Source organism: Neobacillus sp. B4I6 (assembly GCF_050434045.1).
In the GTDB taxonomy this organism is placed as follows: Bacteria; Bacillota; Bacilli; order Bacillales; family Cytobacillaceae; genus Neobacillus.
Genome location: NZ_JBNPWB010000002.1, coordinates 3,415,480 through 3,441,272 on the forward strand (window position 1 = coordinate 3,415,480; position 25,793 = coordinate 3,441,272).

24 protein-coding genes and 2 riboswitches are annotated in these 25,793 nt (G+C 38.2%); of the genes, 7 read left to right on the top strand and 17 right to left on the bottom strand.

From position 1 onward, the window contains the following. Positions 1-13: 13 nt before the first annotated feature. The 4 genes from QF028_RS18970 to QF028_RS18985 form a co-directional block, all read right to left on the bottom strand. The gene (locus QF028_RS18970; RefSeq protein ID WP_215015879.1) at positions 14-643 is read right to left on the bottom strand and encodes a methylthioribulose 1-phosphate dehydratase; all 630 of its coding nucleotides are present in this window, start codon (positions 641-643) and stop codon (positions 14-16) included. Next, positions 637-1,311, bottom strand: coding sequence for a 2-hydroxy-3-keto-5-methylthiopentenyl-1-phosphate phosphatase (locus QF028_RS18975; protein WP_429467732.1), 675 nt, complete (start codon positions 1,309-1,311; stop codon positions 637-639). Before QF028_RS18975 ends, QF028_RS18970 begins: the two co-directional genes overlap by 7 nt. Then, entirely contained in the window at positions 1,308-2,519 is a 1,212-nt protein-coding gene (gene mtnW, locus QF028_RS18980) for a 2,3-diketo-5-methylthiopentyl-1-phosphate enolase (protein WP_429467734.1), read from the bottom strand. Before mtnW ends, QF028_RS18975 begins: the two co-directional genes overlap by 4 nt. A gap of 70 nt (positions 2,520-2,589) precedes the next feature. Continuing rightward, positions 2,590-2,698: riboswitch (SAM riboswitch) on the bottom strand. An 83-nt stretch (positions 2,699-2,781) separates the two neighbouring features. Further along, positions 2,782-3,957: a pyridoxal phosphate-dependent aminotransferase gene (locus tag QF028_RS18985; RefSeq protein WP_429467737.1), complete on the bottom strand. Its 1,176-nt coding sequence runs from the start codon at positions 3,955-3,957 to the stop codon at positions 2,782-2,784. 118 nt (positions 3,958-4,075) lie between these two features. On the opposite strand from QF028_RS18985, the gene QF028_RS18990 reads away from it, so the two are divergent. Together QF028_RS18990 and mtnK are read left to right on the top strand one after the other, a co-directional pair. After that, a complete protein-coding gene (locus QF028_RS18990; RefSeq protein ID WP_429467739.1) occupies positions 4,076-4,861 on the top strand; it encodes a carbon-nitrogen family hydrolase in 786 nt (261 codons plus the stop codon). A gap of 68 nt (positions 4,862-4,929) precedes the next feature. Next, positions 4,930-5,082, top strand: a riboswitch (SAM riboswitch). A gap of 103 nt (positions 5,083-5,185) precedes the next feature. Next, positions 5,186-6,370 (top strand): S-methyl-5-thioribose kinase, encoded by a 1,185-nt coding sequence (gene mtnK / locus QF028_RS18995; protein ID WP_429467742.1) that lies wholly within the window; start codon positions 5,186-5,188, stop codon positions 6,368-6,370. Positions 6,371-6,404: 34 nt separating this feature from the next. Here mtnK and QF028_RS19000 read toward each other — a convergent pair whose 3' ends face one another. Then, the gene (locus tag QF028_RS19000; RefSeq protein ID WP_214999973.1) at positions 6,405-6,989 is read right to left on the bottom strand and encodes a metalloregulator ArsR/SmtB family transcription factor; all 585 of its coding nucleotides are present in this window, start codon (positions 6,987-6,989) and stop codon (positions 6,405-6,407) included. A gap of 419 nt (positions 6,990-7,408) precedes the next feature. Here QF028_RS19000 and QF028_RS19005 point away from each other — a divergent pair, with 419 nt between their 5' ends. Next, a complete protein-coding gene (locus QF028_RS19005) occupies positions 7,409-8,203 on the top strand; it encodes a transposase (RefSeq protein WP_429467745.1) in 795 nt (264 codons plus the stop codon). 255 nt (positions 8,204-8,458) lie between these two features. Here QF028_RS19005 and QF028_RS19010 read toward each other — a convergent pair whose 3' ends face one another. The 6 genes from QF028_RS19010 to QF028_RS19035 form a co-directional block, all read right to left on the bottom strand. Then, positions 8,459-10,753 carry a transketolase C-terminal domain-containing protein gene (locus QF028_RS19010; protein WP_429467747.1) on the bottom strand — a complete coding sequence of 765 codons (2,295 nt, stop codon included), beginning with the start codon at positions 10,751-10,753 and terminating at the stop codon, positions 8,459-8,461. After that, positions 10,753-11,766 (bottom strand): 2-oxoacid:acceptor oxidoreductase family protein, encoded by a 1,014-nt coding sequence (locus QF028_RS19015; RefSeq protein WP_429467750.1) that lies wholly within the window; start codon positions 11,764-11,766, stop codon positions 10,753-10,755. Before QF028_RS19015 ends, QF028_RS19010 begins: the two co-directional genes overlap by 1 nt. 279 nt (positions 11,767-12,045) lie before the next feature. Continuing rightward, positions 12,046-12,765 carry a LutC/YkgG family protein gene (locus QF028_RS19020; RefSeq protein ID WP_429467753.1) on the bottom strand — a complete coding sequence of 240 codons (720 nt, stop codon included), beginning with the start codon at positions 12,763-12,765 and terminating at the stop codon, positions 12,046-12,048. 2 nt (positions 12,766-12,767) lie between these two features. Further along, positions 12,768-14,192 carry a LutB/LldF family L-lactate oxidation iron-sulfur protein gene (locus QF028_RS19025; protein WP_410881912.1) on the bottom strand — a complete coding sequence of 475 codons (1,425 nt, stop codon included), beginning with the start codon at positions 14,190-14,192 and terminating at the stop codon, positions 12,768-12,770. Positions 14,193-14,238: 46 nt separating this feature from the next. Further along, complete coding sequence (locus QF028_RS19030; RefSeq protein ID WP_429467756.1) at positions 14,239-14,958, bottom strand: (Fe-S)-binding protein; 720 nt, start codon at positions 14,956-14,958, stop codon at positions 14,239-14,241. A gap of 310 nt (positions 14,959-15,268) precedes the next feature. After that, complete coding sequence (locus QF028_RS19035; RefSeq protein WP_168242605.1) at positions 15,269-15,997, bottom strand: FadR/GntR family transcriptional regulator; 729 nt, start codon at positions 15,995-15,997, stop codon at positions 15,269-15,271. A 328-nt stretch (positions 15,998-16,325) separates the two neighbouring features. Here QF028_RS19035 and QF028_RS19040 point away from each other — a divergent pair, with 328 nt between their 5' ends. Further along, positions 16,326-18,020 carry an L-lactate permease gene (locus tag QF028_RS19040; RefSeq protein ID WP_429467760.1) on the top strand — a complete coding sequence of 565 codons (1,695 nt, stop codon included), beginning with the start codon at positions 16,326-16,328 and terminating at the stop codon, positions 18,018-18,020. 125 nt (positions 18,021-18,145) lie between these two features. Beyond that, positions 18,146-19,891, top strand: a complete 1,746-nt coding sequence (locus tag QF028_RS19045) for a B12-binding domain-containing radical SAM protein (protein ID WP_429467762.1) — start codon at positions 18,146-18,148, stop codon at positions 19,889-19,891. 20 nt (positions 19,892-19,911) lie between these two features. Here the strand turns inward: QF028_RS19045 and QF028_RS19050 are convergent, their stop codons facing one another. Continuing rightward, the gene (locus QF028_RS19050; protein WP_168242602.1) at positions 19,912-20,049 is read right to left on the bottom strand and encodes a hypothetical protein; all 138 of its coding nucleotides are present in this window, start codon (positions 20,047-20,049) and stop codon (positions 19,912-19,914) included. Continuing rightward, positions 20,049-20,210 (bottom strand): hypothetical protein, encoded by a 162-nt coding sequence (locus tag QF028_RS19055; RefSeq protein WP_166257651.1) that lies wholly within the window; start codon positions 20,208-20,210, stop codon positions 20,049-20,051. Before QF028_RS19055 ends, QF028_RS19050 begins: the two co-directional genes overlap by 1 nt. Positions 20,211-20,346: 136 nt before the next feature. Here QF028_RS19055 and QF028_RS19060 point away from each other — a divergent pair, with 136 nt between their 5' ends. Together QF028_RS19060 and QF028_RS19065 are read left to right on the top strand one after the other, a co-directional pair. Continuing rightward, positions 20,347-20,703 carry a DUF3905 domain-containing protein gene (locus QF028_RS19060; RefSeq protein ID WP_410881921.1) on the top strand — a complete coding sequence of 119 codons (357 nt, stop codon included), beginning with the start codon at positions 20,347-20,349 and terminating at the stop codon, positions 20,701-20,703. A gap of 230 nt (positions 20,704-20,933) precedes the next feature. Beyond that, positions 20,934-21,137, top strand: coding sequence for an alpha/beta-type small acid-soluble spore protein (locus QF028_RS19065; protein WP_088086184.1), 204 nt, complete (start codon positions 20,934-20,936; stop codon positions 21,135-21,137). A gap of 43 nt (positions 21,138-21,180) precedes the next feature. Here the strand turns inward: QF028_RS19065 and QF028_RS19070 are convergent, their stop codons facing one another. The 4 genes from QF028_RS19070 to QF028_RS19085 all read right to left on the bottom strand — a co-directional run bounded on the left by QF028_RS19070 (position 21,181) and on the right by QF028_RS19085 (position 25,687). Next, positions 21,181-22,323, bottom strand: a complete 1,143-nt coding sequence (locus tag QF028_RS19070) for an anti-sigma factor domain-containing protein (protein WP_429467767.1) — start codon at positions 22,321-22,323, stop codon at positions 21,181-21,183. After that, positions 22,320-23,066 (bottom strand): RNA polymerase sigma factor SigI, encoded by a 747-nt coding sequence (gene sigI, locus QF028_RS19075; RefSeq protein WP_410881923.1) that lies wholly within the window; start codon positions 23,064-23,066, stop codon positions 22,320-22,322. Before sigI ends, QF028_RS19070 begins: the two co-directional genes overlap by 4 nt. Positions 23,067-23,305: 239 nt before the next feature. Continuing rightward, the gene (locus QF028_RS19080; RefSeq protein WP_214999439.1) at positions 23,306-23,782 is read right to left on the bottom strand and encodes a hypothetical protein; all 477 of its coding nucleotides are present in this window, start codon (positions 23,780-23,782) and stop codon (positions 23,306-23,308) included. A gap of 324 nt (positions 23,783-24,106) precedes the next feature. Further along, complete coding sequence (locus QF028_RS19085) at positions 24,107-25,687, bottom strand: peptide chain release factor 3 (RefSeq protein ID WP_098933115.1); 1,581 nt, start codon at positions 25,685-25,687, stop codon at positions 24,107-24,109. Between the last annotated feature and the right edge of the window lie 106 nt (positions 25,688-25,793).

The following is a 25,793-nucleotide window of genomic DNA, read 5'->3' on the forward strand; positions in this document are numbered from 1 at the left end:
TTTTTAATATTTTTTACACTACTTTAAATAATTGATATGGTTTATGCTCTAGTAAACGTAATTGGTAGCGGAATAAAAACTCTGAGGCTTCAAGGATTTTTTTAGCCTCAAAGGCAGTTCTCCCCCATACCGTTATCCCATGGTTGCGAATCAAGATAGCTCCAGTATCTCCTGAAACATATTCAGAAAACTTATTGGCAAGTGTCGGGATATGGGCAAAATTGTGGATAATTGGTATTGTTAAGACTGCGTCCTCTTCCCACTTATCAAAAGCCTTGATCAACTCTTGCCCTTTAAATGTAACCTCACCATTATCACCATAAACTTCTGAGATCACATTATTATCAATCGTATGCACATGGAGACTGCAGCCAGCATTGGTTCGACGGTAAATTTCGACATGGAGAAGTGTCTCTGCTGAGGGCTTTAAATGTGTTTCTTCAACTGCACGGCCAAATTCATCAACGAGTAAAAAATCTTCATCTGTTCGCTTCCGTTTATCCTTTCCACTTGCTGTGACTAAAAATTGAAGCGGATGATTACTTACTTTAATCGCCAGGTTACCGCTCGTACCCATAAACCAATCACGCTCAGCTAACTCATCCTTTACATCGGCTAATTCGTTCCATCTTTCATTTAGCATGTTAGTTCATCCACCTCAATTCTTTTTTTAATCTCCTCGATACAATCGAAAAAGGAAGTAAATCCTTGATGATTGATTCCCCATTCCACACATTTTTCATGAAGTAAATCTCTTGCTAACACAAAGTCCGCATGTTTTGCTGCCTCGAGATCGGTTACCGAATCTCCAATAACAATTTTGAAACGGTTTTCCTGAGTGTTTAATTTACGAATAATACTTGGTTTACAACATCCGCAATCATTGTTACATAATGAATCACATTCATTCGGCCATAGAATTTTTATTCTCTCGTCTGTAAAATCCGATTCATTGCAATAAACTCCATCAAATGGACCATATTTCTCCAAGATTGGATAAACAAAGAAGTCAATACCGCCACTAACAATATAAAATGGAATACCTTTTGCACGCGCAAATTCAACAAACTCTCCAAATCCTGGGCGAATCTTTGCATTTTCAATCGCAAACTCAGTCAGTTCATCCTTTAACTTACTTGGTAATAAGGAAAAAAGTTTCCCAACTCCCTCATTGATCGAAATCTCACGTGAGAGGATTTGATCTTTAATCCGTTCCCACCCTTGAGGAGCAAACTTTTCCATCATGCTAATGATGTTATCACTTTCAGTTACCGTTCCGTCAAAATCACAAAAAATCACTGGTTTTGTCATACGGTCACCTCTGCATTACCCCATAGTTTTAGTGCCGTATGGAGCTCAGGATGCTGTTTTGCACCTTCGGCTAATAACTTTCCTTTAAGATTGGTATCAATCGCTTGACGGAACGCAAGGCCCCCTCCGCGTGCACCCTCTGGATGGCCATGGACCCCTCCGCCTGCATTAATGACAGAATCATTACCGAAGTCATGAATTAATAAAGGAACCAAGCCTGGATGAATTCCCGCTGATGGAACTGGGAATGACTTTTTAAAGATATCTTCTACGGTTAACTCACTTGCAATCGACAGTGCTTTCGTCTTCTCTAACGCCACGGTTCCATATGGGGATGGGAACAACGATAAATCAGCACCAGCATAACGAAGCAACTTTCCAAGCAATAATGAATGGGATAATCCATAAACTGGAGATGATGTAAAAGCACCACTAACTGCAGGATGTGCCATAAGCGGTAAGGCAATTTCATCGTCTTCTCTTAATTCCTGCAGGACGTCTATGCCATAGGAAAACACATTAAACAGTAAGAGGTCCGCTCCAAGCTCTGCAGCCTTCCTTGCTTTTTCCTTCAGTTGCGATGTTCTACCCGTTAGGTTAACTGCATACAAAGTTCGATGTCCTGTTTGGTCAAATACTTCTTGCAATGCCTTTTTTCCTTCGACAATTCTTTTTTCAAATGGTGTCAGCTCATTTTCAAAAAGGATTTCATCATCCTTCACAAAATCTACACCACCAAGGGCTTGTTGCTTTAATTGCTCAACTAAAAATGCGAGATCTTTACCGAGCACTCCTTTAAAGATACTCATTAAAAGCGGTCTATTATAAACGTTTAATTTCTTCCGAAGACCTTCAATTCCAAACCTTGGGCCAGGGAACTGACTCTTTAATCCGTCATCAAACTGTAAATCTAGTAATTTTATTTTTCCATCTAATGAAAGCTTACCGAAAACGGTTGTTAAAATAGCAGGCAGGTCATTAGAAAAATTAATCGCTGGATAGGCTATGCGGATTAAAGATTGGTCACCTTTTTCTGCAGGTATCGTTTCAACGGATACCACACTCCCTTTATGCTTGCGTAATTGGCTTTGCTCTAGTTCAGGCAAGTTCGTCCATGAACCTACAGTTAATCCAAGTGCAATCTCTTCAGCCTTTTTGGTTGGTTTTTTTTCATCATGCAGTAAATATGTAGCAATTATTTTAGACATTCAAAAACATCCTTTCAAAAAACATAAAAAACCTCTTCAACAAAGAAGAGGTTAGCAGCAAACTAACATCTTCTCATCTATCAGCTTGTTGCTGCAAGAATTAGCACCGTGCCTAAAACTGGTTTAAGTCGGTTGCCGGGCTTCATCGGGCTTTTCCCTCCGCCTGCTCTTGATAAGAAAACGATTCGTATTTTATAAAGTTTTTAATGTTGTTTAACTTTAATTTGCATTATCGCAAGAAAAATATAAAATGTCAATCAATTTAACAGAATATTTCCAAACGACTAATTCTTTCAACAGCTTCGGCTAATCGTTGTTCTGATGTTAATAACCCAACACGGACATATCCTTCTCCAAATTCTCCAAAGCCAATTCCCGGTGCAACCATGATATGTGCTTGTTCGAGTAAAATGTAAGCAAATTCCTCAGATGTTTTGCCCTCAGGAACTTTGAGCCACGCGAAAAAGGACCCCTTTGGCGCGGTGACATTCCATCCCAATGAACGAAGCCCATCAATCAATACATTACGTCTTCGCTCATAAAGATCGTTAAGTTCCCGTACACAATCCTGAGGGCCCATTAAAGCCTCAGCCGCTGCCTCTTGCACAGCCCCAAATAAACTAACATAAAGATGGTCCTGTAAAAGTTCGATGCTTGAAATCACACTCTCATTCCCAACAGCAAAACCAACACGCCAGCCTGCCATATTAAAGGTTTTTGATAAAGTATATATCTCTATCCCAACCTCTTTTGCCCCTTCAACCTGCAAAAAACTTATTGGTTTTTCACCATCGAAACCAATAGCACCATAGGCAAAATCATGAACAACACAAATATCATGATCACTCGCTAGCTTAATAGTCTCATCAAAAAATTCATGAGTAGCTGTAGCTCCCGTTGGATTATTAGGATAATTAAGGAACATTAACTTTGCTTGTGATAAAACAGACTTATCCAGTTCGCAATAATCCGGCAGAAAGTTATTTTCCTCTCGTAACGGCATTGTAACCATTTCAGCTTGTGCAAGAGCAACCCCAGACCAATAATCCGGGTAACCGGGGTCAGGTACAAGGATGGTATCCCCCGGATTTAATAAGCATTGAGGAATTTCGACAAGTCCTGCTTTACCCCCAAACAAAATCGCCACTTCTTTATCCGGATCAATGGTCACTCCATATTCTCTTAAATAAAAATCAGCGGCAGCCTGTTTTAAATAACGATACCCCTGGAAAGGAGAATATTTATGATTTAATGGATTCGCTGCTGCATCTTGAAGTTTTTTAACAATATGAGAAGGCGTTGGCTGATCAGGGTTGCCTTGCCCTAAATTAATCACATCAAACCCTTGTGAAATATATTCCCCCACTTTTTTAACAAGTGAAGCAAAAAATTGCTTTGGAAGACTAGTTAATAATTCTGATGGTGGAAATTGCTTCATTGTTCTCACCTGCTTAATTTTTTTTAAGAATCATTGTGAAATTCTAGTCACAAATGATATAACTTTTATAACGGCTTGTAAAGAAAAAATTCCGAAATTTCAAACGAGGTGAAGATTCGTGAAATTAAAAATTTCATGTCTGCAAATGGATATCGTCTTCGGTGATCCCAATAAAAACTACCAAACTGCGGAAAGACTCATTGAAAATGCACTGACTGAACAACCCGATATCATTGTCCTTCCGGAACTATGGACAACGGGATATGACTTGACCCGCCTGAATGAAATTGCAGACCCAAAAGCAGTACAAACGATTGAATTTCTGAGAAATGCAGCACAACAAAATCAGGTTCATTTCGTTGGCGGCTCAGTTGCGAACCGTGAAGAAACAGGAGTAAAAAATACTCTCCTCATCATCAATAAAGATGGCACGCTGGTGCACAAGTATAGTAAACTACATCTTTTTAAACTCATGAATGAGCATGTTTTCTTAGAGCCTGGTGCCGAGAAGGGACTTTTCCAACTTGATAATCACCAGTTTGCTGGGTCGATCTGTTATGATATCCGGTTTCCAGAGTGGATACGCGCTCACACATCAGAAGGTGCAGAAGCACTGTTTGTTGTGGCCGAATGGCCTGCACCCAGATTGTCCCACTGGAGGGCCCTTTTAATTGCCAGAGCAATTGAAAATCAATGTTATGTAATTGCCTGTAACCGTTCTGGAAATGACCCAAATAACCAGTTTGCTGGTCACTCGATTATTATTGACCCGTGGGGTGAGGTCATTGCTGAGGCTGGAATGAAGGAAGAAATCCTATCGGCTGAAATTGAGATGGACTTAGTCAAGGAGGTCCGTAAGCAAATTCCTATTTTCACGGATAGAAAACCAGAATTCTATAAATAATAATTTTCAAAAAATATTGACACTTTCTCTTTGTTACTGATATGATTTTTACCAGTTAAATAGATTTTCTCTTATCATGAGCTGGCTGAGGGATTTGGCCCTTTGAAGCCCAGCAACCGACCGGAAACCCATTGAAATGGGGCGCTTTTTGCGCTGGGGATCCCCCCTTTAAGGCACGGTGCTAATTCCAACAGAAGGATTATCTTTCTGAGAGATAAGAGGTGCGACAGACAATATTGTCTATCAGCCTCTTTCAGATGAGAAAGAGGCTTTTTTAGTGCCTGCGTGCATAATTAAGCCTCCCAAAAACGAGGAGGAACCATAATGAGTCTACTAAAACAAAAAACATACCAGCCTTTAACAAACGAGAGTGCAGTTGAACTGGCACTTGAATTGAAAATTTTTGACCAGCATGCAAAACTTTCCTGCAAGGAGATTGGCGATGGGAATCTCAATCTAGTCTTTCATATTGTTGATGAATTGGAAGGAAAAAGTGTTATTATCAAACAAGCTCTCCCTTATGCAAAGGTAGTTGGCGAAAGCTGGCCATTAACTTTGAAAAGAGCAAAGATTGAAGCGGATGCCTTAAAAATTTTCGGACAGATTGCTCCAGATTATGTGCCCCAAGTTTTTTTCACAGATGATGTCCTAGCTGTAACCGTAATGGAGGACCTTTCCCATCTTTCAATCGCAAGAACTGGCTTTATCAAAGGAGAAACCTATCCATTAATTTCAAAGCATCTAGGTGAATATCTTGCAAAAACATTATTTTATACTTCTGATTACGGATTAACCCCTTCCGTAAAAAAGGAATATGTACAACAGTTTATCAATCCCGAGCTTTGCAAAATAACTGAAGATTTAATCTTCACAGATCCTTTTATTGATGCAGAAACCAACGATTTCGAGGAAGGACTGCGTCCTGTCGTCGAAGAGCTTTGGCAGGATGATGAACTAAAGTTCCATGTAAATATTTTGAAGAAACGCTTTTTAACAGAGGCTGAAGTTCTCCTCCATGGTGATCTTCATACCGGAAGTGTTTTTGCCGATAATTATGAAACAAAAGTAATCGATCCCGAATTTTCTTTCTACGGACCAGCTGGATTTGATATCGGCCAAGTAATTGCAAATCTTCTCTTCCAGGTAATAGCAAATGTTGAAGAACGTGATCTTTTCCTCAATCATATTGAAACGGTATGGAGTGTATTTGAGGATCAATTTACACTATTATGGAATACGGAGAATAAAGACGATTACGCTAAATCCTCTACCTTTCTAAACTATAATTTAACTAAGTTTTTTGAGGACTCGATCGGCTTTGCCGGCTGCGAATTAATCAGAAGAACAATTGGTCTTGCTCATGTTGCTGATTTAGATGGGATCGAGGAGGATCAAACTAGAATTACTGCAAAGCAGAAAACACTAGAACTCGGTACAATCCTAATTAAACAACGAAAAGAAATAAAGAACCGTTTTTCTTTCATAACGACTGTAAAAGAAGCATTATAATAGGAAAAGCAATCCGAACTTTCGGATTGCTTTTCTAGTCAAGTTTTGCCCACATTTCTTCTGGATTTAGTTCATAAATACCATTTTCACGGAACATGTAATGATTTATGATAAACTCTCTGCGAATTGTTGCATAATCATCATGGAATTGTTTTATATACTCGTTTAATTGTTTTTCTTCATACTTTTCACCTATTTTTAACCCACGTACCATGTGTTCGAACACGATTAATTTCTTCTTCCTTTGGGCAGGAATATTATTTAGCTTCCCATTTTTCATAAAGAAGTTCTCGATAATTTTTTGTCTCTCGATACTTGACTCGACCATTTCATCCAACTCCTTCCCCTTTTTTTCTAACAGCTCTGTAAACACCTTTGCCTGCTGGTTAATCAACGATTCATTTAAGTAAAAGTAAATCGTATTCTTCACTCTTCTGTCATATACCACATGGATATCTCGTAATTTCTTTAAATGGTGGGTAATCGTAGGTGCGGACAAGCCAAGCTTACCCGCTATTGCCTGCCCATGGAGTGGACCTTTTGCTAATATAGCAACGATTCTAATCCGTGTAGGATCCCCCATCGTTTTATAAAACGCAACAACACGGTCTAATTGTATCAATGCACTACCTCCTCTTCATTCTAATTTGATACACATCTAATTAGATGTATATCAAATTTATATAACCCTGTCAATAACCAACAAAAAAAACACTTCCCAATGAAGTGTCAGGCTGTCGAGAAGCTTTCGACAGCCTCTTATTTTCTACAATAACTTTAACCATTCACCGCGTTAATTTATTATAATATTATTAATATATAGGCTTTGCAACATGTCTGTTGATTTGCGCTCCAGGCACTTCGCTTTCCGCGGGCGTGCCGGGGAGCCTCCTCGGCGCTGAAGCGCCTGCGGGGTCTCCCCTGCCCCGTACTCCCGCAGGAGTCTGCGTGCCTTCCGCGCAAATCAACAGAGCTGTAAAATCAATAATACACTGCTCTTAACACAACCAAACAATAAAAAATTAAGTGGTGAAATCTATGTTTAAACCAAGAGTATCTACCCAAAGTGAATATGAATTTGTTTCTATTGATGAATTGGTTCCTGACAGTTACCTTCTTCGTTTAATCGATAAATATATTGATCTTTCATTCCTTCTTGAAAAGGTACGTCCTTATTATAGTGATGATAACGGACGCCCTTCCGATCCCACTATTCTATTTAAAATGATGTTTATTGGTTATATATATGGCATCCGATCCGAGCGACAATTACAAAGAGAAATTGAAATGAATGTTGCCTACCACTTGTTTTTAGGCCTGAAATTTAAGGATCCTGTTCCACACCACTCAACGATTAGTTGGAATCGCCAACATCGTTTTAAAGGTACCGATATCTTTCAGGAAATATTTGATGAGATTGTTCTCCAGGCAATGAATCACAAAATGGTAGGTGGTCGTGTCTTATTTTCGGATTCTACTCATTTAAGGCTAACGCTAATAAACATAAATTCAAACTGCCCACTTCTTTCCCAATGTACACGCTCCAAAAATAAGGTAAAAGTAGTGACACGTCATGTTTGGGAAGAGCACAAGGAAAAGGTAAGGGAAAATCGCTTATCTAAATCTGGAAAAATGCTTTATAAATTTAGAAAGGAAAAAATTGAGCGAAGCTTCGCAGACTCAAAAGAGCTGCACGGGTTTCGCTATTGCCGGTTACGGGGATTGAAGAAAGCAAGCGAACAGGCTCTCCATACGGCAGCCTGCCAAAATATGAAAAAGATTGCAACACAATTAGCAAGGCTAGAAAAAGTGTGTTGCAATTCTTTAGGTTGATTACCTCCCTGTTGATTTCCGCGGAAGGCACGCAGACTCCTGCGGGAGGACGGGGCTGGGGAGACCCCGCAGGCGCTAGCGCCGAGGAGGCTCCCCGACCGCCCGCGGAAAGCGAAGTGCCTAGAGCGGAAATCAACAGGCCCATTAGCAGGTACAATGAATAATTAAATGCTGAGAATAAAAAATTGCCGAGAAAAATACCCTTTCTCGACAATCTGACACTTCCCAATGAAGTGTTTTTTTGAATTGCTTTTTTTACAGCATAGGATTTTCATTCTTTGCTTTGAGTCTCTGCCATCTTTTCTCAACTTCTGCTTCAAATTCTTCTAGCATTGGCTTGTTTTCATCTTTAAGTAGGTGTTTTGTTTTCCCCATATATTTTAGCCAATCAGAAAGTGGAATTGGTTTGTTCTTCTCTTCTGGATTGTAAGTTATGGTTGTAACACCTTGTTCTACTTCATATAGCGGGAAGAAGCAAGAATCTACAGCAGCTTCGATAATTTTTGCACCAAAACGGTCATCAGATTTCCAGTTAAGTGGGCATGTAATGAGAAGTTTTCCATATACTGTTCCAACATTTTGTGCGTACCATTGTGCTTTTGCACCTTTTTTAACTAAGTCCTGCGGAAAGGCTTCCGAACCGGTAAACACATAAGGAATATTGGTAGCAGCCATAATTTGCGGAGTATCCTTATGGTGGAAGGCTTTTCCTCGCTGTGCTTTTCCAACTCCCGATGTACTTGTCATATGACCCAGTGGTGTTGAATAAGACATTTGTGAGCCTGTATTCATATAGCCCTCATTATCATATTCAAGCATAATCAGTTTATGTCCGCGAAGAGCAGTACCAATCGCTGAACCCATACCAATATCCATACCACCATCACCAGTAATCATAACAAATGTGGCGTCATCCGATACTTCAATTTCGCCACGTCGTTTTAATTCCATGAATGCTTCAACAGTACCTGAAAGCGTTGCGGCACCGTTTTGGAACAAATTGTGCATCATCGTTTGCTTATGGGAGGTGCTAGGATAAGATGTTGTTGTTACATAAGCGCATCCCGTTTGGAATAGAGTAACAATGTCTCCCTCAATCCCTTTAAAGAATAACTCGAGTCCAGCAAAAATTCCGCATCCTGGACATGCCCCGTGACCGGAGGCAATCCGTTTCGGTTTACCAGTTAAAGCACGTAACGGCGGGATTTTCACCTTTAATTTATTGGTTTCTTCATCCATTTTCACATCAATTAAACCTGTTTTATAAACATCCCCCTGCTGTGGCAAAATAACAGGCTTAAGGATTTTTTCAGGATTACCTGGAATATGACCATAGTAATCAAAGGGCTTTTCAGCATAGCCTTTTTCCTTTGCATCAAGTGCCATTTCAAAGAAAGCCTGTGCATCAGTTGCATAGAAATCCTTACCGCCGAGACCAAATACGCGGCTTAACACGATCGTCTGGTTGTCTTTGTCATCTTGAAGTGCAGATTTCACTTCATGTGTAAGGTTAGGACCATTTGCTCCGTAAGAATCCGCACGTTCCCCAACCAATAATGATTTTACATTCTTAAGGGCTTCACGAATTTCCTTTGCAGGGAATGGACGGATAATATTCGGGCTAATTACACCTGCTTTAATTCCTTTTGCACGAAGTTGATCCACTACATCTTTAGCAGATTCTGCCGCAGAGTTTAATAGGAATAATGCTACATCAGCATCTTCCATTTTATATAAATCTAGAACTGGATATTCTCTTCCAGAAAGCTTAGCATATTCCGCAGCCACTTCCTTAAATACCTCACCAGCATTGTACATTGCTTCTGATTGTTGGTAGTGATTGTTAATGAAATCGTCACCACTCATATGAGCACCAATCGTTACCGGCTTCCTCAAGTCTCTAACAAAGTTGTAATCGGTTGGACATTCACCTACAAATTGCTGTACAACACTGCGGTCCTTAAAGAATTCCACTCGACGCTTTTGGTGGGATGTAAAGAAGCCATCATAAGCAACAATAACTGGTAAGCGAACCTTTGAATGTTCGGCAATTTTAAGCGCCATAATATTCATATCATATACAGCTTGCGGTGTTTTTGCTGTTAAGATTACCCAGCCTGTATTTAATGCATAATAGAGATCCGAGTGATCGCCACGAATATCGAGCGGACCACTGACGGCACGAGTAACTAGATTCATAACCATTGGAAAACGAGTCCCTGATTGGACAGGCATTTGTTCAAGCATATATAAGAATCCATTTGCACTGGTTGCATTGATAACACGTGCACCAGTTGCCGCAGCACCGTAGCAAATACCTGCTGAACCGTGCTCGCCATCGGCAGGAATCAGTTTAATATCATGCTCCCCGCGCGTTTTCATTTGATCTAAAAATTGAGCAACCTCTGTTGAAGGTGTAATTGGGAAATATCCCATAATATGATAATTGATTTGTGCTGCCGCCATTGCAGCCATTTCATTTCCAGATTCAAAAGTAGAAATTTGTTCTGCTACACCTTTTGTTGTTAATTTATCTTCTAAAATAGCCATTATTGGATTCCTCCTGCAATATAAGGAAAGTTTTGCTTTACGCGGTTATTATCTGCATACCCAAGCATTTCACGAAGATCACCGAGTGCGTCGGTTGGGCATGCCTCCACGCATTTCAGGCAGCCTTTACAGTATTGGTAATCAATACCTTGAAGGAACATTTGTTTTCTTCCACGCTTATCTTCTCCTTCTTCCCAAACGAAGCAAAAGTCAGGACAAACGTTGTCACATGCAGCACAGTGAATACATTTATCTTGTTGGAACTCCGGAAGGAATCCTTGGCGTGAACCACTTAAATCTTTAAAAATACTATTTGCTTGAGAAACCATGACACCACCGATTTCCTGAGTCAAGTAGCCAAGCTGAGGAAGTGGGCGTGTGAAGGCTTTTCCTTCAGCCCCTTCTGGCACTTCATATGTTTTAAATTGAACCTCATTATAACCGCGGTCAAAAGTGCGGATATTTGGTTCAACAAGATGCGGGTATTTCTTCGTAAACGTTTTCCGAATCACGTCTCTCATGGATTCAGGATCTAGAAAATCACAAATACGATATAATGCTCCTAGCATTGCCGTATTTACTTTAGTTTTTTCCTCTACGGCTATCTGGAGGGCATCAACAATCGCTAGTGTACCATAATCTAATTGTAAATCCGTTTTAACTTCATCAAAATCCCTTGCTGTATTTACTAAGACTATACTATCAGCATTCAAACCGCTAACAACATCAACCGTTCTATATAAGGCTTCATGGAAAACACCAACAATATGTGGTTGTTCAATTGGACTATGATCTCTAATTTCTACATCTGGTTCACAAAAGCGAATGAAACTCTTTACTGGAGACCCTTTTTTCTCAGAGCCGTAGGATGAAAAATTGGATCCTTTCAAGCCAAGACTTAAAACACCAGCCTCCGCTAACATTTTTCCAGCCAGGTTAGCTCCCAGCCCCCCAATTGATTCAAGACGGATTTCAAAAAATCCTAATTCATTTTTTTTCGGTAAAATAGACATAATGTCCCTCCCTAACTTCGTTCAATAAAATAACACGAAATAGACATAAAAATTTAAGGTTCCCAAAAACTATTGTAAGACAACTATTTTTAATACGCTGTGATAAAAGTCAAACATAACGATAATTATTTTGAAACACATAAAAGTTTTATTGAATAAGGGTTACCATATATGACTTTAAAGGGCTTTCATAATTATATAACAGGTGAATTTATGTTGTATAACAGATTATAAAAAAATGATCTGCATCCATTTCAGGATACAGACCATTTCATTTGTTTAAAGATCGTTAATAACAATATAGGAAGCTTTTACTGGCCCATGGACACCAACTACTAGATTCAATTCAATATCCGCAGAGTTACTTGGTCCGGTAATAAAATTGATGCATGAAGCAACATGCCCCGTTTTCTTGTGAATCTCCCTCATCTTTTGAGCAGCTTGCGTAATCCGTGGAACTAAAGTGCTTTTCGGTACAAGTGCAATATAGGTTGCTGGTAAAAAGCTAACTGTTCTTCCTTTATTCTCATCGCTAAACAAAACCACCGTGCCGGATTCTGCAAGTGTTATTTCACTTATGGTAATCCCGACATTAGCCTTTTCCGCTTTCGCGATATTTTCTTTCCCTTTGGTGTGATTCCATTCAAATACTTCCATTTTCCGGCTAGGCCATTCTTGCTTAAATAGCGGATCCAGCCCCCACTGAGAAAAGCGCTCATCTTTCCAGGTTACAATTGGGCCGCCACCATAGCCTGAAACCACTTTGTTAAGCGTAGTTGCTAAATCTTTACTGTCAGTTACATAGAGGTTTGTATGGATTTTCTTACATTGTTCTGTTAATACCGCTAACAAATCGTCCTGAGTAGCATCCTTTAACACCTCATATTGGGGCTCGAATTTCCAAGTCGGCCTTTCAACCGCAGAGGAAATTCGTGGGCGTTCAAGGCGGCCGGCAATTTGATTTAAAAATTTATCCCGATTTTGAATCGTCCCTACCATGATTATTGGCCTCCTTTTTCACGGTTTTTAAACCAATCTCTGAATCGCTCTTTATTTGGTGCCGGAAACTCACGAATATCTGTCCAAGCCTTTAATGGACCTGGCCCTTTTGATATTTTCTCTCCAACCGTAAACGGGTTCATTGCAGCTGGTGCCATTTTCGAACCAAGCTTGTATAAGAGTGGTGATGCTGCCCCTAAACCAAAAGCCTTCATCGCCAGTTTCTCGGAAATAGGTGCTTTTCCTTCTTTTTCGACAATGATTTCACGGTGTTTGTGGAGAAGGTTATGTAACGGTATTTTTACCGGACATACCTCAGTGCAAGCACCACATAGAGTTGATGCGTAAGGCAATTCTTTGAATTCGTCATATCCACCTAATAAAGGAGACAGGACCGCACCTATTGGGCCAGAATAGATCGAGCCGTAGGAGTGTCCGCCCACATGACGATACACAGGGCATACATTAATACATGCAGCACAACGGATACATTGCAATACCGACTGGAATTCCCCGCCAAGTATGTTGGATCTGCCATTATCGACAATGACGAGGTGAAATTCCTCCGGACCATCCGCATCCAATGCTTCTTTTGGTCCAGTTAACACGGTAATATAACTGGTTAATTTTTGCCCTACGGCGCTTCTCGTTAATAAACTAACAAGAACTTCCATCTCTTCAAAGGTTGGGACAAGTCTTTCCATACCCATGACGGTAATTTGTGTTTTTGGTAACGCGGTAACTAAATCAGCATTTCCTTCATTCGTCACTAAACTAAAAGAACCGGTCTCTGCCACTGCAAAGTTACATCCGGTTATACCAATATCGGCTGATAGGTATTCCTTCCTAAGCATTTCACGTGCATGCCAGGCTAATTCTTCTGGTTTTGAAGTCTTTTTATAACCAAGCTTTTCAGTAAACACGTCACGAATTTGTTCTTTATTTTTATGCAGGGCGGGCACGACAATATGAGATGGCGGATCATGATCATCAACTTGAAGAATGTATTCGCCTAGATCCGTTTCAATTACCTCACAGCCTTCTTGTTCCAGCATTGCATTTAAGCTGATTTCCTCTGTTACCATTGATTTGGATTTAACAATTTTCTTTGCTTCTTTTTTCTTAACTATTTCACGAATATAATCATTAGCTTCTTCCTTGGTCTGAGCAAAAAATACATGCCCACCCCGCTTAGCTACATTTTCACTTAATTGCTCTAAGTAATAATCTAAGTGCTCTAACACATGTTGACGAATTTCTTCCCCATGTGAGCGCCACTCTTCCCAGTTTCCTAATTCTTCTGTTGCAACACGCCTTTTTACGCCCATACCGTCCTGTGCTCCCGCAACGGCACCCCGCATGAAGTCATCATGGATCCCTTTATCAACACGTTCTTTAAATTGATCCGTGCTAATCTTCATTGACATACGAACCATTCCTCCACTCAAGTAAATTTATTAAGCAAGTAAATAACTATCCACGGCTATTTAATACCTCAGCAATATGCAGCACTTTAATTGGCTTTCCTACTCGATCTATCCGTCCACCTATATTCATTAAGCATGCTGCATCAGCACCGATAAGGTATTCAGCACCGGTTTCTTCAACATGGCGAACTTTTTCATCGACCATTTGCTCTGAGATTTGTGCCATTTTAACCGAAAAGGTTCCGCCGAAACCACAGCATTGTTCCTTTCCAGGTAATTCAGTAAACTTAAGGCCCTTTACATTGCTTAATAGAACCATAGGAGCTTTTTTAACTCCTAACAATCTCGTCATGTGACATGAGGTATGGTATGTTACACTTCCTTCAAAACGGGCACCAACATCTTCAATTTTCATGACTTCTACAATAAATTGTGTAAGTTCAAATGATTTTTCCGCCAATTTTTTTGCTTTTGGTTCCCAAACAGGGTCGCCCTTAAATATATGTGGATATTCGTGGAACATTGTGATGCAAGAACCGGATGGAGATACTATGTACTCGGCATCTATAAAAGTGTCAATCATACGCTTCATTGCTTCTTTTGATTCTTTAACATAACCACTATTATATGATGGCTGTCCACAGCATACTTGGGATTCAGGAAAATCTATTTCACATCCAAGCCTTTCAAGCAATTCTACTGTTGCTTTCCCTACATTACTTTGAAACATATCTACAATACAAGTCGCAAAAAGTGTAACCTTCATGTTTGTCTTCCTCTCCTAAATATCTGATTTTCTTCAAATCATGCAGGTGAACTGGTCATCAGATGACTTGGATAAAAAATATATATTAATTAATATCTACCTTATTACAATACAAAAAAACACGCTGTAAAGAAAGTGCTTTCAAAAAAAAATTTATTATTAAATGGTTATGATAAACTTGGCTGCTGATTTCTGCTCCAATCAACATAGTACCAAGATCAACAATTAGCTTTAACAGAGCTATTAAAAAAACATGCGTTCCTAATAAATTAGAGCCACATGTTTTTAATAAATCACTTTCGCCAACATACTACCTAGATAAATTGGTGGATTGAAAATATTTTTGTAGTAATGCCTCAACATTTTCTAAGTGAATAAGCATAAACTTGCTTGCTTTATCTACATCTTGCTCTTTTATTGCTTCATAAATAGCAATATGTTCATTATAAAGACGTTCTACCGTTGTTTGTTTAGAAAAAAGCCATACTCGCCTAGTTTCCTTCATTGTTTCTTCCATTAATCCAGAAACATGATTCATTAAGCTAAGCAGCAGTGGGTTCTGTGCTGCATCTGCCAAAGCAAGATGAAATTGTAAATCAGCTTTCTCACCGAGTTCCTCATCCCCATTTGCATGTTTCATTTCTTCCAATGCTCTCTCCATAATTATGAGCTGCTGATTGGTTCTCTTTTTAGCAGCTGCAGCTGCTGTACCTATTTCAATTATCTTACGAACCTCTAATAATTGGGCTATATCCTCTTTGTTCATTAACATAGCTGTTGATAGTGGAAAGGTTATTTGATCTGTTTCAAACTCATTTACAAATGTACCTTCTCCTTGCTTCATTTCAATGAGGCCCATCGCTCTTAATGAGGTTAATGCTTCGCGAATGGCAGACCTCCCCACTTGAAAATTCTCCGCCAGCTGTTGTACTGAATCAAGTTTTTCACCAGGTTTTACTTGACCCGTTCGAATCATTTCATAAATAGCTTCTGCTACTTCTTCATATATCTTTTTTGGTTTAATTTTTTTATAATTCACCCATCCATCCCCTATCAACCATTTCGTAATTTGGACGCATCTTTATTATACATTTTTTTGAAAGAACTGCATCTAACATCTACGTTATCTTAAATAATAGAGGGCTTTATCATTTTTACCGTTGAAATAATAAAAAGTGATATTTTAAAAAAAAAGATTGAATTTCTTCCAATTCGTCCATATAATTCATTTTAGCACCATAAGACATCTAGTCATCAGATGACCATAACACTATTTGAAAGCGGTTACTAAAATTAAGGAGGGTAGATACCATTTATTGGGGAAAGAAAAAATCAAAAAAAGCTAATTCAGGGGGGATTAAGCTATTATGACATTTACTCAAAATTTTACCGCAGTGGGGGATAATCTCGCGCTTTCCGCAGTTGTTGCACTAATTCCAATTTTATACTTCTTCTGGGCATTAGCAATTAAACGGATGAAAGGCTATCTTGCTGGATTATCAACTCTAGCCATTGCCTTAGTAATTGCAATTGTCGCCTATAAAATGCCAGCAGGGATGGCATTTATGTCCGCATCTCAAGGAGCTGTATATGGTATCCTACCAATTGGCTGGATTATCATTACTTCTGTATTCTTGTACAAACTTACTGTAAAGACAGGACAATTTGATATTATCAGAACTTCTGTTGTATCTATTACTGAGGATCGCCGTTTACAAGCACTATTGGTAGCGTTTTCCTTTGGAGCGTTCCTTGAAGGTGCAGCCGGTTTCGGAGCACCAGTCGCAATATCAGCTGCTCTTTTAGTCGGTTTAGGATTTAATCCTTTATATGCTGCTGGGCTTTGTCTAATTGCAAATACTGCTCCTGTTGCATTCGGAGCAATTGGTGCGCCAATCATTGCCATGGAAGGCCCAACTGGAGTTGCAGCTACTGAAATCTCCAAGATGGTTGGTCGCCAGTTGCCATTTCTATCTGTCTTTATCCCATTTTACTTAGTATTTATTATGGCAGGTTGGAAAAAAACGAAAGAAGTAATGCCAGCCATTCTTGTTTCAGGAGTAGCCTTTGCCCTGACACAGTTTTTTACTTCTAACTTTATGGGACCAGAACTTCCAGATATCTTATCAGCGCTAGTTTCATTATTCGCACTTGCCATCTTCTTGAAATTCTGGAAGCCAAAAACTATTTTCCGTTTTTCTTCTGAACAAGAGCTTGCTGCTACATCTACCGCAAAGAAATTAAAAACCCAAGACGTAAAACATACGGGAGGGCAAATTTTCAAGGCATGGTCCCCTTTCTTATTGTTAACAGGAATCATAACTTTATGGGGTATGCCTACTATTAAACTAGCGTTAACTGGTCATTATGAAGGTGCAAATGCAATCTTAAAAGCTATTAATTCCATCGGACACGCATTAACCTTTATTCCAAATGTACCATTAATCAATAATAAAATTATTAACAGTGCTGGTGCTCCAATTTCTGCCATTTATAAACTTGAGATTCTGGGTGCCGCAGGTACTGCAATATTAATCGCGGCATTCTTGACAAAATTCATTGTTGGCATCTCTTGGAAAAATTGGCTCGTTACATTTGGAGAAACCATTAATGAATTAAAGTATCCAGTTATTACAATTGCTGCTGTTGTTGGTTTTGCGTATGTCACGAATGCCTCTGGTATGAGCACTACTCTTGGAATGACACTTGCCAAAACAGGTTCATTACTATTTCCGTTTTTCTCACCTTTCCTTGGCTGGCTTGGAGTGTTTATTACTGGTTCTGATACTTCTGCAAACTTATTATTTGGTAACCTGCAAAAAATCACAGCAACTTCCGTCGGAATGGACCCAGTACTTGCCCTTGCAGCTAACTCTTCAGGTGGTGTAACTGGAAAAATGATTTCACCACAATCTATTGCAGTTGCCTGTGCAGCTGTAGGATTAGCAGGAAAAGAATCCGAGTTATTCCGCTTCACTATTAAACATAGCTTTTTCCTTGTCATTATTGTGGGAATTCTTACCTTCCTACAAAACGGTGTATTATCTTGGATGATACCTTAACCTTATCAACACATGAAAGCTCATGCCCAATCGGCATGGGCTTTTTGATTGTTTGCTTCCTATCCTTTTGGTCTAAAATAAGTTATAATAATATATTGTTTTCATTTATGTAAAGGAGTTTTTTTATGAATGTTATTTGTTCTACCTTGAATGCTAAGTATATACATACTAACTTAGCGATTCGATATTTAAAGGCTTATGCAGCACCAGAATTCAATATACAGATCAAAGAATATACAATAAAGGACCCGGTCTTAAATATCGTAACAGATCTTTATCAACTGAATCCTGAAGTCATTGGATTTAGCTGTTATATATGGAACATCGAGGAAACCATTAAGGTTGTAAATTTGATAAAAAAAGTGGATCCATCGATAATTATTGTTCTAGGCGGCCCGGAGGTAACTTATGATACCCGCGAATGGATGGAGAAGATCCCTGAGGTTGACTATATTGTTATGGGTGAAGGAGAACAAACCTTTAAACAGCTTCTGGCTGAAATCCAAAAAAACCGTAACTATAAAAAAGTACCTGGTGTCGCCTTCCGTGATAATCAGCAAGTTGTCATTACTCCCCAAATGAATAAGCTAGACCTTAAGGAATTACCGTCACCCTATCGCTTCCCTGAAGATATCGCTCATTTAGGCAAAAGAGTCACCTATATTGAAACTAGTCGCGGTTGTCCATTTAGCTGCCAATTTTGTTTGTCGTCTATTGAAGTGGGTGTCCGTTATTTTGATCGTGAAAAAATTAAAGACGATATACGGTATTTAATGACTCATGGAGCAAAAACCATCAAATTTGTGGATCGAACATTTAATATTAGCAGGAGCTATGCTATGGAAATGTTCCAGTTCTTAATTGATGAACATCTCCCCGGTACCGTTTTTCAGTTTGAAATCACTGCAGATATTATGCGGCCTGAAGTAATTGAATTTCTAAACCAAGAAGCACCTAAGGGACTTTTCCGCTTTGAAATCGGAGTCCAATCAACTAATGACTTTACAAATGAACTTGTGATGCGCAAACAAAATTATTCAAAACTTTGTAGAACCGTCACAATGGTGAAGGAAGGTAAAAAAATTGATCAGCATCTTGATTTAATTGCTGGTTTACCAGAAGAAGATTACGCTTCTTTTCGAAAAACGTTTAATGATGTTTTTGAGTTACGTCCTGAAGAACTGCAGTTAGGTTTTTTAAAAATGCTTCGAGGAACTGGAGTCCGACTACGTGCTGCTGAACAAAAATATGTTTATATGGATCATTCTCCATATGAAATATTAAGTAATAACGTACTCTCATTTAATGATATCGTTAGAATCAAGCAAGTTGAGGATGTTTTGGAAAAGTATTGGAATGATCACCGGATGGATGAAACAGTTGAATTCTTAATAACAAATGTTTTTCCATCCCCTTTTGATTTCTTCCAACAGTTTGGTTCCTACTGGGAAAAACAAGGCTGGTCCAGAATTGGTCATCAGCTTGAGGATTTATTTCGCAGACTTCATGCGTTTTTGGGCAACCAAAAGGTTAATGACCTAGATGTGATAATAGGCCTGATGAAATATGATTATCTAAAGAACCATAAATATAAACCGAGAAAACCTTGGTGGGAAGCTAGCTTTGATAAGGAAAAGAGAACACAAATTTACAAACAAATTTCTGAACACCCTTCGATGTTAGGACCATCGTTTATTGATCTAGGCCTTGATGAAAAGGACTTATATAAACATACCATGTTGGAAGAAATATCCTTCGATTTAGCATTGTATCAAACAACTGGTAAGATTAATAAACAGCCTTCCTGTGTATTAGCTTATTTTGACCCCATGAAGGGCCGTACACTAATATTTTCATTTATTGAGAACTAACTAAAGCCGGCATTGCCGGCTTATTTCTTTTTATTGTTTTTCTTCTCTTTTTGTGAAACCTGGAGAATATCATATAATTTTGTGCCGTTAACATCGCCAAATTCAATGCTGAATTCTTCAGTCGGAATACGGGGTGGAGTTTTACGGCGGCTTTTCATTAGCTTCTTCCCTTTTTTCCTAATTTTGAATTTCGATTTTGAAACCTTATAGCATTGTTATTATCGGTAAATTCCGCAGAAAATTCACTTTCCTGAACATTTTTATGTGGTGTTTTTGTATATTTTTCTACTGCATCAAATTCTGCTTTGCGTTTAGCCATGGAATAATCCTCCCTTAAAAATTAATCTTACTACCATAGTTTTGAACAAATATAGAGTTATCATTCCTTTCCTTATTTTTCATAAATAAAATCCCATGACTCGAAGAAAATAAGAAAAAACAGGAGTGATGTAAAAATGAAAAAAAATGCGAAGAATACAGGGTCTGAAGATCAGGTAAGCATGAATGAAACAATGCCACATCAAATTAATGCCCCAAGCTTTGAAGGTACTGGAATAAAGATGGAGCCTCCTTTTGTAAATAGACATGGTGTAACTATTGGTGATAGTATATACGCCTCTTCTAATTCACCATTGGAAACCTGGACAAAGGATACAGACCCAGCTATCATGGCTGGAGATGAATGGGTTCACCCTACAAATGATATTGGCTGGAACACAGCTGAAAATCGTGAATTATTAGAAAGTAAAAAGAAACCACAAGCTTATCCTTTTATGCATCCCACAAAAGATGTTAGTAAAGGAAGCGATTAACTTATAATTTGATCACACTGGGAATAAATAGACCTGTACAAATAGAGCCAATTGGAAAACAAACACATCGTGTTGCCTTTTTTAGCGGCTGTTTGATGGATTCTTTATTCTTATAAAATTTTAATATCCAAAACCGAAAAACATTACCACTTATAAATCACAAAAATAAATAAATAATACTTATACAGAGGTAAAATTATCTCTGTACCGAAAATAAGGAGTTGAATAAAATGGCCAATAGCAGTAACAAGTTGTTAGTGCCTGGGATTGAACAATATTTAGACCAGGTAAAATACGAAATTGCCCAAGAATTCGGCGTTAATTTAGGTTCAGATACTGTTTCAAGAGCAAACGGGTCTGTAGGTGGCGAAATTACAAAACGCCTTGTTCAACAAGCCCAAGCACAAATTTCTGGACAATTCACTCAAAAATAATTTAATAAATATGGAAAAAAGTCCGGGATAATATATCCGGACTTTATTTATTCTTTTGATTGTGATTATATTTTTGGTAACTTTCCCCATTTTGTTTTTCATCATGTTTTTCGCTATTTTTATCTTTATATTTTGGAGTATATTTTACTTGGTACTGGCCAATATTTTTATCATCAACTTTTTGACTGTCTTTCTCCTGTTTTTCGTTGACTTTTGATTTTTTATTCTGGGATGATTTTTCCCTTTGATTATTTTGTTTTTTTTGCTGTGGTTGTTTCTGTTTTAGTTGACCTGCTTCGATCCTTTTTAGTTGGTCAGGTGCGATAACTTTTCCATTCAACCCTTTTTTTTCAATTTGCTTTTTATTTCCACCAAGCTCTTTGTTTTGAATAGCCTTATTTTCTGTTTGTTTTTTGACTTGGCCAGGGGGAATTTTGTTAGCAGGACTTAATGGTACAGCTTTCCTATCAATTTTTCCGCCCTTATCTTTTGTCTTCACATTTTGATTAATAGAACCCTGAATTTTGTTTTTCTTGTATTTTCCAGTTGTGATACCAAGCTTATGAGCTTTTTTCCATTCGCTTTCCGTAGCTTTTAAAACTGTAATTTCTAACTTTTGTTTGTTCACTGACGCCTTGATCTCATCAATATTCTCTTGAAGCTTTTTATCAATCTTAACTTCAGCCTCTTTTGTCCGGACCGTGGAAATAATAATGTTTTCCTTAGTATTCAAGTAGCCTTCTTTTTCCATTTCAGCTAAAATTGTTTGAGCTACTTTAGAAACATCCTCTTTTTCCCATTTGTTCAATTGGGAAATAATCTCTTTTCCTTCTTTGTTATAACCAGTTATCTCTACAACCTGCATTTTTTTATTAATACTTAACTCAATACTTGGATTTACATCGATGGACATATAGGCATATGCCTTATTATTTTGATACATGGGAAAAAACGAACCGAGGAAGATAAATAATGCTGCCATTAGCGCCCAAACTGGTTTTAATTTAAAAACATTTTTTAATGTATTAAAATGATTCGAAGTTTTAACACTTTCAATCGGAAAAAAGTGGATTTCTTCACCAATTGCATATGGCTGATTTTGTCTCTTGGCATGCAAAAACTCACCTTCAGGGGTTAAAAGCGTTAGGAATGCATCATCTATTTCCATTACAACTCCCTTTTTCATGTTTCAAGCACCCCCTTTATATAATCTTTCATAAAGATATAATCACCCGATAAAATAAGTGCAATGGCAATAATATATTTCCTGTTTCGTTCAATCGTCTTTCTGCTGACATCTACCATTTTTTCTAATTGCTTAATGGGTAGACGCTTGTTCGTAAATAATAATTCTTTTAACTCCTGATTTTCTACTAACATTTTCGCTATTATAATGGCATTTTTTCGGGCGTCGAAGTGCTTAGGTGAATTCTCAACTAAGTCACTGAAACTTAAATCAAAGGTAGTTAATAATTTTTGAAAGTGAAGGATTTCATCTTTCCTTAATTGATCATCATTCTTTTTATTGTAGTCATCAAGTGAGAGCTCATTAACAATGATTGTTCCTGCTGATTCTTCGTCTTTGGTATCATTGGTTAAATCAAAACTTAGGTGCTGATTTTTCGACTGTTTACGGATATAGTCAATAACTCTTCTTTTGATTATGACTTCGGAAAAACTCAATAAAGAACTTCCGCGCTCAGTTGAGTATTTCTCTATCGCTTCATTAAATGCGATGAGACCAATGCTAAATTCATCATCGGTTTCATAGATATATCGTCTACATACTGAAGACACTGTTTTTGCAATAAATGGCTTATAAGCCCTGATAATTTCGTCAAGTAGGTATTGCTCACCTTGTTGAATTAAGAGAACGGTTTCTTCCAAAGTTCTTTTTTTCTTTTTAGCCATAAACAATAAACTTAGCATTTGCTCACCTCTATTCGACCAATTATAACATAAGACTGTTATATTTGACTTTATGGGGTTAGCATTTTGAAAAAGATAGCACCAAGAATGGCTATCATTTCCTCTTTATTGTTTAGTGCGATTAATGCTTTTTTCTTTTCACTACATAGTTACGTTTCTTCTGAATCAGTTTGTGGGGGTTATAAAAAAATTTTCTCAATAAAAAACTTCAAACCAGATATATCCTGATTTGAAGCTTTTTATTCGATCATTTTTTTTCGAAGCTTTATAGACATTAAAAATTTCAATATAAAGCCAATTAGCAGCCCAGGAATTAAAAATAACATCGGTAAAAATACAGGACCTGGGTGAACTTTTAGAATCGTGATTTTTGGTGACAGCATTAATCCCACAGTGACGAAGTAAGCACCGAAGACAAATGGTAAAAATGTGTACTTTTCATTAGCAGGCATGGCAGAACGATAACCATCCCACATGGAAAACATATAAACACACGGATAAAACATAAGCCATTGATAGTTAAGAACAGCCCCTGCCTTGTCAATTTCTCCTAAGAAGCTCAACATAATTGCCATATTAAAGTGACTTTTGGCATTGATCATTACTTCTAATGCAACGAACAATATTCCTTTGATATATTGACCCATTAACAATTGACTAAAACCAGGAAAAGCAATATTCCATAAAACAGCTTCGAGTTTGCTCATCTTTTTCATCGTACAATCCCGCTTCTCATGGCATATTTTTGTAAGCTAAAGAACACTTCAACTTAGCTTATCCAGACTATGTCAAAAAATACCAGAAATTCAATATTTTTTCCCAACCTTAATTCTTTTTTAGAATGCGCAAGTGATTACAAATGAACCCAGGAAAACCAGTGAAAAAATACCCTTTTTCCAACTTATCTCCTCCTTAGTCTATAAATAGACGATTGTAATCATTGTAAAGCCCCTTGAAAAGATTCGTCTATGGATAGTTAGTCTGAATTTTCTGTTTTATTAATCCATAGAAAAGGGCAGGTATCAAACCCGCCACTTTTCTTAAGTCTCCTGATCCATTGGATTATAGAGTTTAACTGTTGGATTTTTCTCTTGGAACCAACGGAGAGCAAAGTCATTTTCAAACAAAAATACATAATGGTCATATCTGTCTTTAACTAGAAGAGAACGGGAACTCGATAAATTTTCATCTACGGTTTCACCTTCAACCCAACGAGCTATTTTCGACCCCATCCGTTCCATCAATACTTCTGCATTATACTCATTTCTCATTCGATGCTCAAAAACCTCAAACTGCAATTGACCAACTGCACCTAATAAATAGTCATCCGTTTTAATTGTTTTATAAAGCTGAATTGCTCCTTCTTGAACGAGCTGCTGAATTCCTTTATAAAATGATTTTTGCTTCATCACGTTTTTGGCAGAAACTCTGACATACAGTTCTGGTGTAAACTGAGGCAGTCTTTCATATTGAAAGTCATCCTTCCCAGAAGTCAGTGTGTCGCCAATTTGGTAAGTTCCTGTATCGTATAAGCCAATAATATCTCCACTAACTGCCTCATCTACCGTATTTCGTTCTTCCGCCATAAACGATGTCGATTGAGAAAGCTTTATTTGTTTATTCAAACGCGGAATATTCACTGTCATTCCTCGCTCAAATTTCCCAGAACACACTCGTACGAAAGCAATCCTGTCTCGGTGTGCAGGATTCATATTTGCTTGAATTTTAAAGACAAAACCTGAAAATTGGTTCCCTAATGGATCAATTTCCCCAATGGATGAATTACGGGCCTTTGGGGGCGGAGCAAACTCTAGGTAAGACTCAAGAAATGTTTGGACACCAAAGGCAGTTAGTGCACTACCAAAGAAAACGGGTGTCAGGTTACCAGCTGCTACTTTTTCCGCTGAAAATTCATTTCCAGCCTCATTAAGCAACATGATTTCATCAAGTGTTTGATCATAAAGTCCCGATGTTTTTAGCGGGTGGTCCCCAGCTATTTCCCCGTCTTCATTTAATGGAATAAATCGTTCTTCCTCATCGACACGGAACTGTTCAACCCTATTGTTAAATCGATCATAAATTCCAAGGAACTCTTTCCCCATCCCGATCGGCCAGTTCATCGGATATGATTCAATGCCGAGAACCTCTTCTAATTCAGCCAAAAGTTCAAGTGGCGGCTTGCCTTGGCGATCAAGTTTATTCATAAATGTAAAAATTGGAATACCACGCATCCGGCATACTTTAAAAAGCTTGAGTGTTTGTGCCTCAATCCCTTTTGCAGCATCGACGATCATCACAGCACTATCTACAGCCATCAAAGTACGGTACGTATCTTCACTGAAATCCTGGTGGCCAGGAGTATCCAAAATATTGACACGGAATCCATCATAGTCAAATTGCATTACACTGGAGGTTACCGATATTCCCCGCTGCTTTTCAATTTCCATCCAATCACTTGTAGCAAACTTTCCCGTTTTTTTCGCTTTTACAGTGCCCGCATCACGAATGGCACCGCCGAATAATAATAATTTTTCAGTTAGCGTGGTTTTACCGGCATCAGGGTGGGAAATAATCGCAAATGTCCGGCGTGACAATACATCTTCTTTAAAATTGTTACCCATTTCGTTTTCCTCTCTTTTGACAATAAAAATTTTTGTCCATAACCTCAATCTTATCTCTGAAACGCTAACTTTGCAATATTTCAATTTGGATCAGCAACGATTATTT

Bases quoted from the DNA above. Each gene is read 5' to 3' on its own strand.
- QF028_RS18970 (WP_215015879.1), bottom strand. From the start codon at position 643: ATGCTAAATGAAAGATGGAACGAATTAGCCGATGTAAAGGATGAGTTA.
- QF028_RS18975 (WP_429467732.1), bottom strand. From the start codon at position 1,311: ATGACAAAACCAGTGATTTTTTGTGATTTTGACGGAACGGTAACTGAA.
- mtnW (WP_429467734.1), bottom strand. From the start codon at position 2,519: ATGTCTAAAATAATTGCTACATATTTACTGCATGATGAAAAAAAACCA.
- QF028_RS18985 (WP_429467737.1), bottom strand. From the start codon at position 3,957: ATGAAGCAATTTCCACCATCAGAATTATTAACTAGTCTTCCAAAGCAA.
- mtnK (WP_429467742.1), top strand. From the start codon at position 5,186: ATGAGTCTACTAAAACAAAAAACATACCAGCCTTTAACAAACGAGAGT.
- QF028_RS19005 (WP_429467745.1), top strand. From the start codon at position 7,409: ATGTTTAAACCAAGAGTATCTACCCAAAGTGAATATGAATTTGTTTCT.
- QF028_RS19010 (WP_429467747.1), bottom strand. From the start codon at position 10,753: ATGGCTATTTTAGAAGATAAATTAACAACAAAAGGTGTAGCAGAACAA.
- QF028_RS19015 (WP_429467750.1), bottom strand. From the start codon at position 11,766: ATGTCTATTTTACCGAAAAAAAATGAATTAGGATTTTTTGAAATCCGT.
- QF028_RS19020 (WP_429467753.1), bottom strand. From the start codon at position 12,765: ATGGTAGGGACGATTCAAAATCGGGATAAATTTTTAAATCAAATTGCC.
- QF028_RS19025 (WP_410881912.1), bottom strand. From the start codon at position 14,192: ATGTCAATGAAGATTAGCACGGATCAATTTAAAGAACGTGTTGATAAA.
- QF028_RS19030 (WP_429467756.1), bottom strand. From the start codon at position 14,958: ATGAAGGTTACACTTTTTGCGACTTGTATTGTAGATATGTTTCAAAGT.
- QF028_RS19040 (WP_429467760.1), top strand. From the start codon at position 16,326: ATGACATTTACTCAAAATTTTACCGCAGTGGGGGATAATCTCGCGCTT.
- QF028_RS19045 (WP_429467762.1), top strand. From the start codon at position 18,146: ATGAATGTTATTTGTTCTACCTTGAATGCTAAGTATATACATACTAAC.
- QF028_RS19050 (WP_168242602.1), bottom strand. From the start codon at position 20,049: ATGAAAAGCCGCCGTAAAACTCCACCCCGTATTCCGACTGAAGAATTC.
- QF028_RS19055 (WP_166257651.1), bottom strand. From the start codon at position 20,210: ATGGCTAAACGCAAAGCAGAATTTGATGCAGTAGAAAAATATACAAAA.
- QF028_RS19060 (WP_410881921.1), top strand. From the start codon at position 20,347: ATGAAAAAAAATGCGAAGAATACAGGGTCTGAAGATCAGGTAAGCATG.
- QF028_RS19065 (WP_088086184.1), top strand. From the start codon at position 20,934: ATGGCCAATAGCAGTAACAAGTTGTTAGTGCCTGGGATTGAACAATAT.
- QF028_RS19070 (WP_429467767.1), bottom strand. From the start codon at position 22,323: ATGAAAAAGGGAGTTGTAATGGAAATAGATGATGCATTCCTAACGCTT.
- sigI (WP_410881923.1), bottom strand. From the start codon at position 23,066: ATGCTAAGTTTATTGTTTATGGCTAAAAAGAAAAAAAGAACTTTGGAA.
- QF028_RS19080 (WP_214999439.1), bottom strand. From the start codon at position 23,782: ATGAAAAAGATGAGCAAACTCGAAGCTGTTTTATGGAATATTGCTTTT.
- QF028_RS19085 (WP_098933115.1), bottom strand. From the start codon at position 25,687: ATGGGTAACAATTTTAAAGAAGATGTATTGTCACGCCGGACATTTGCG.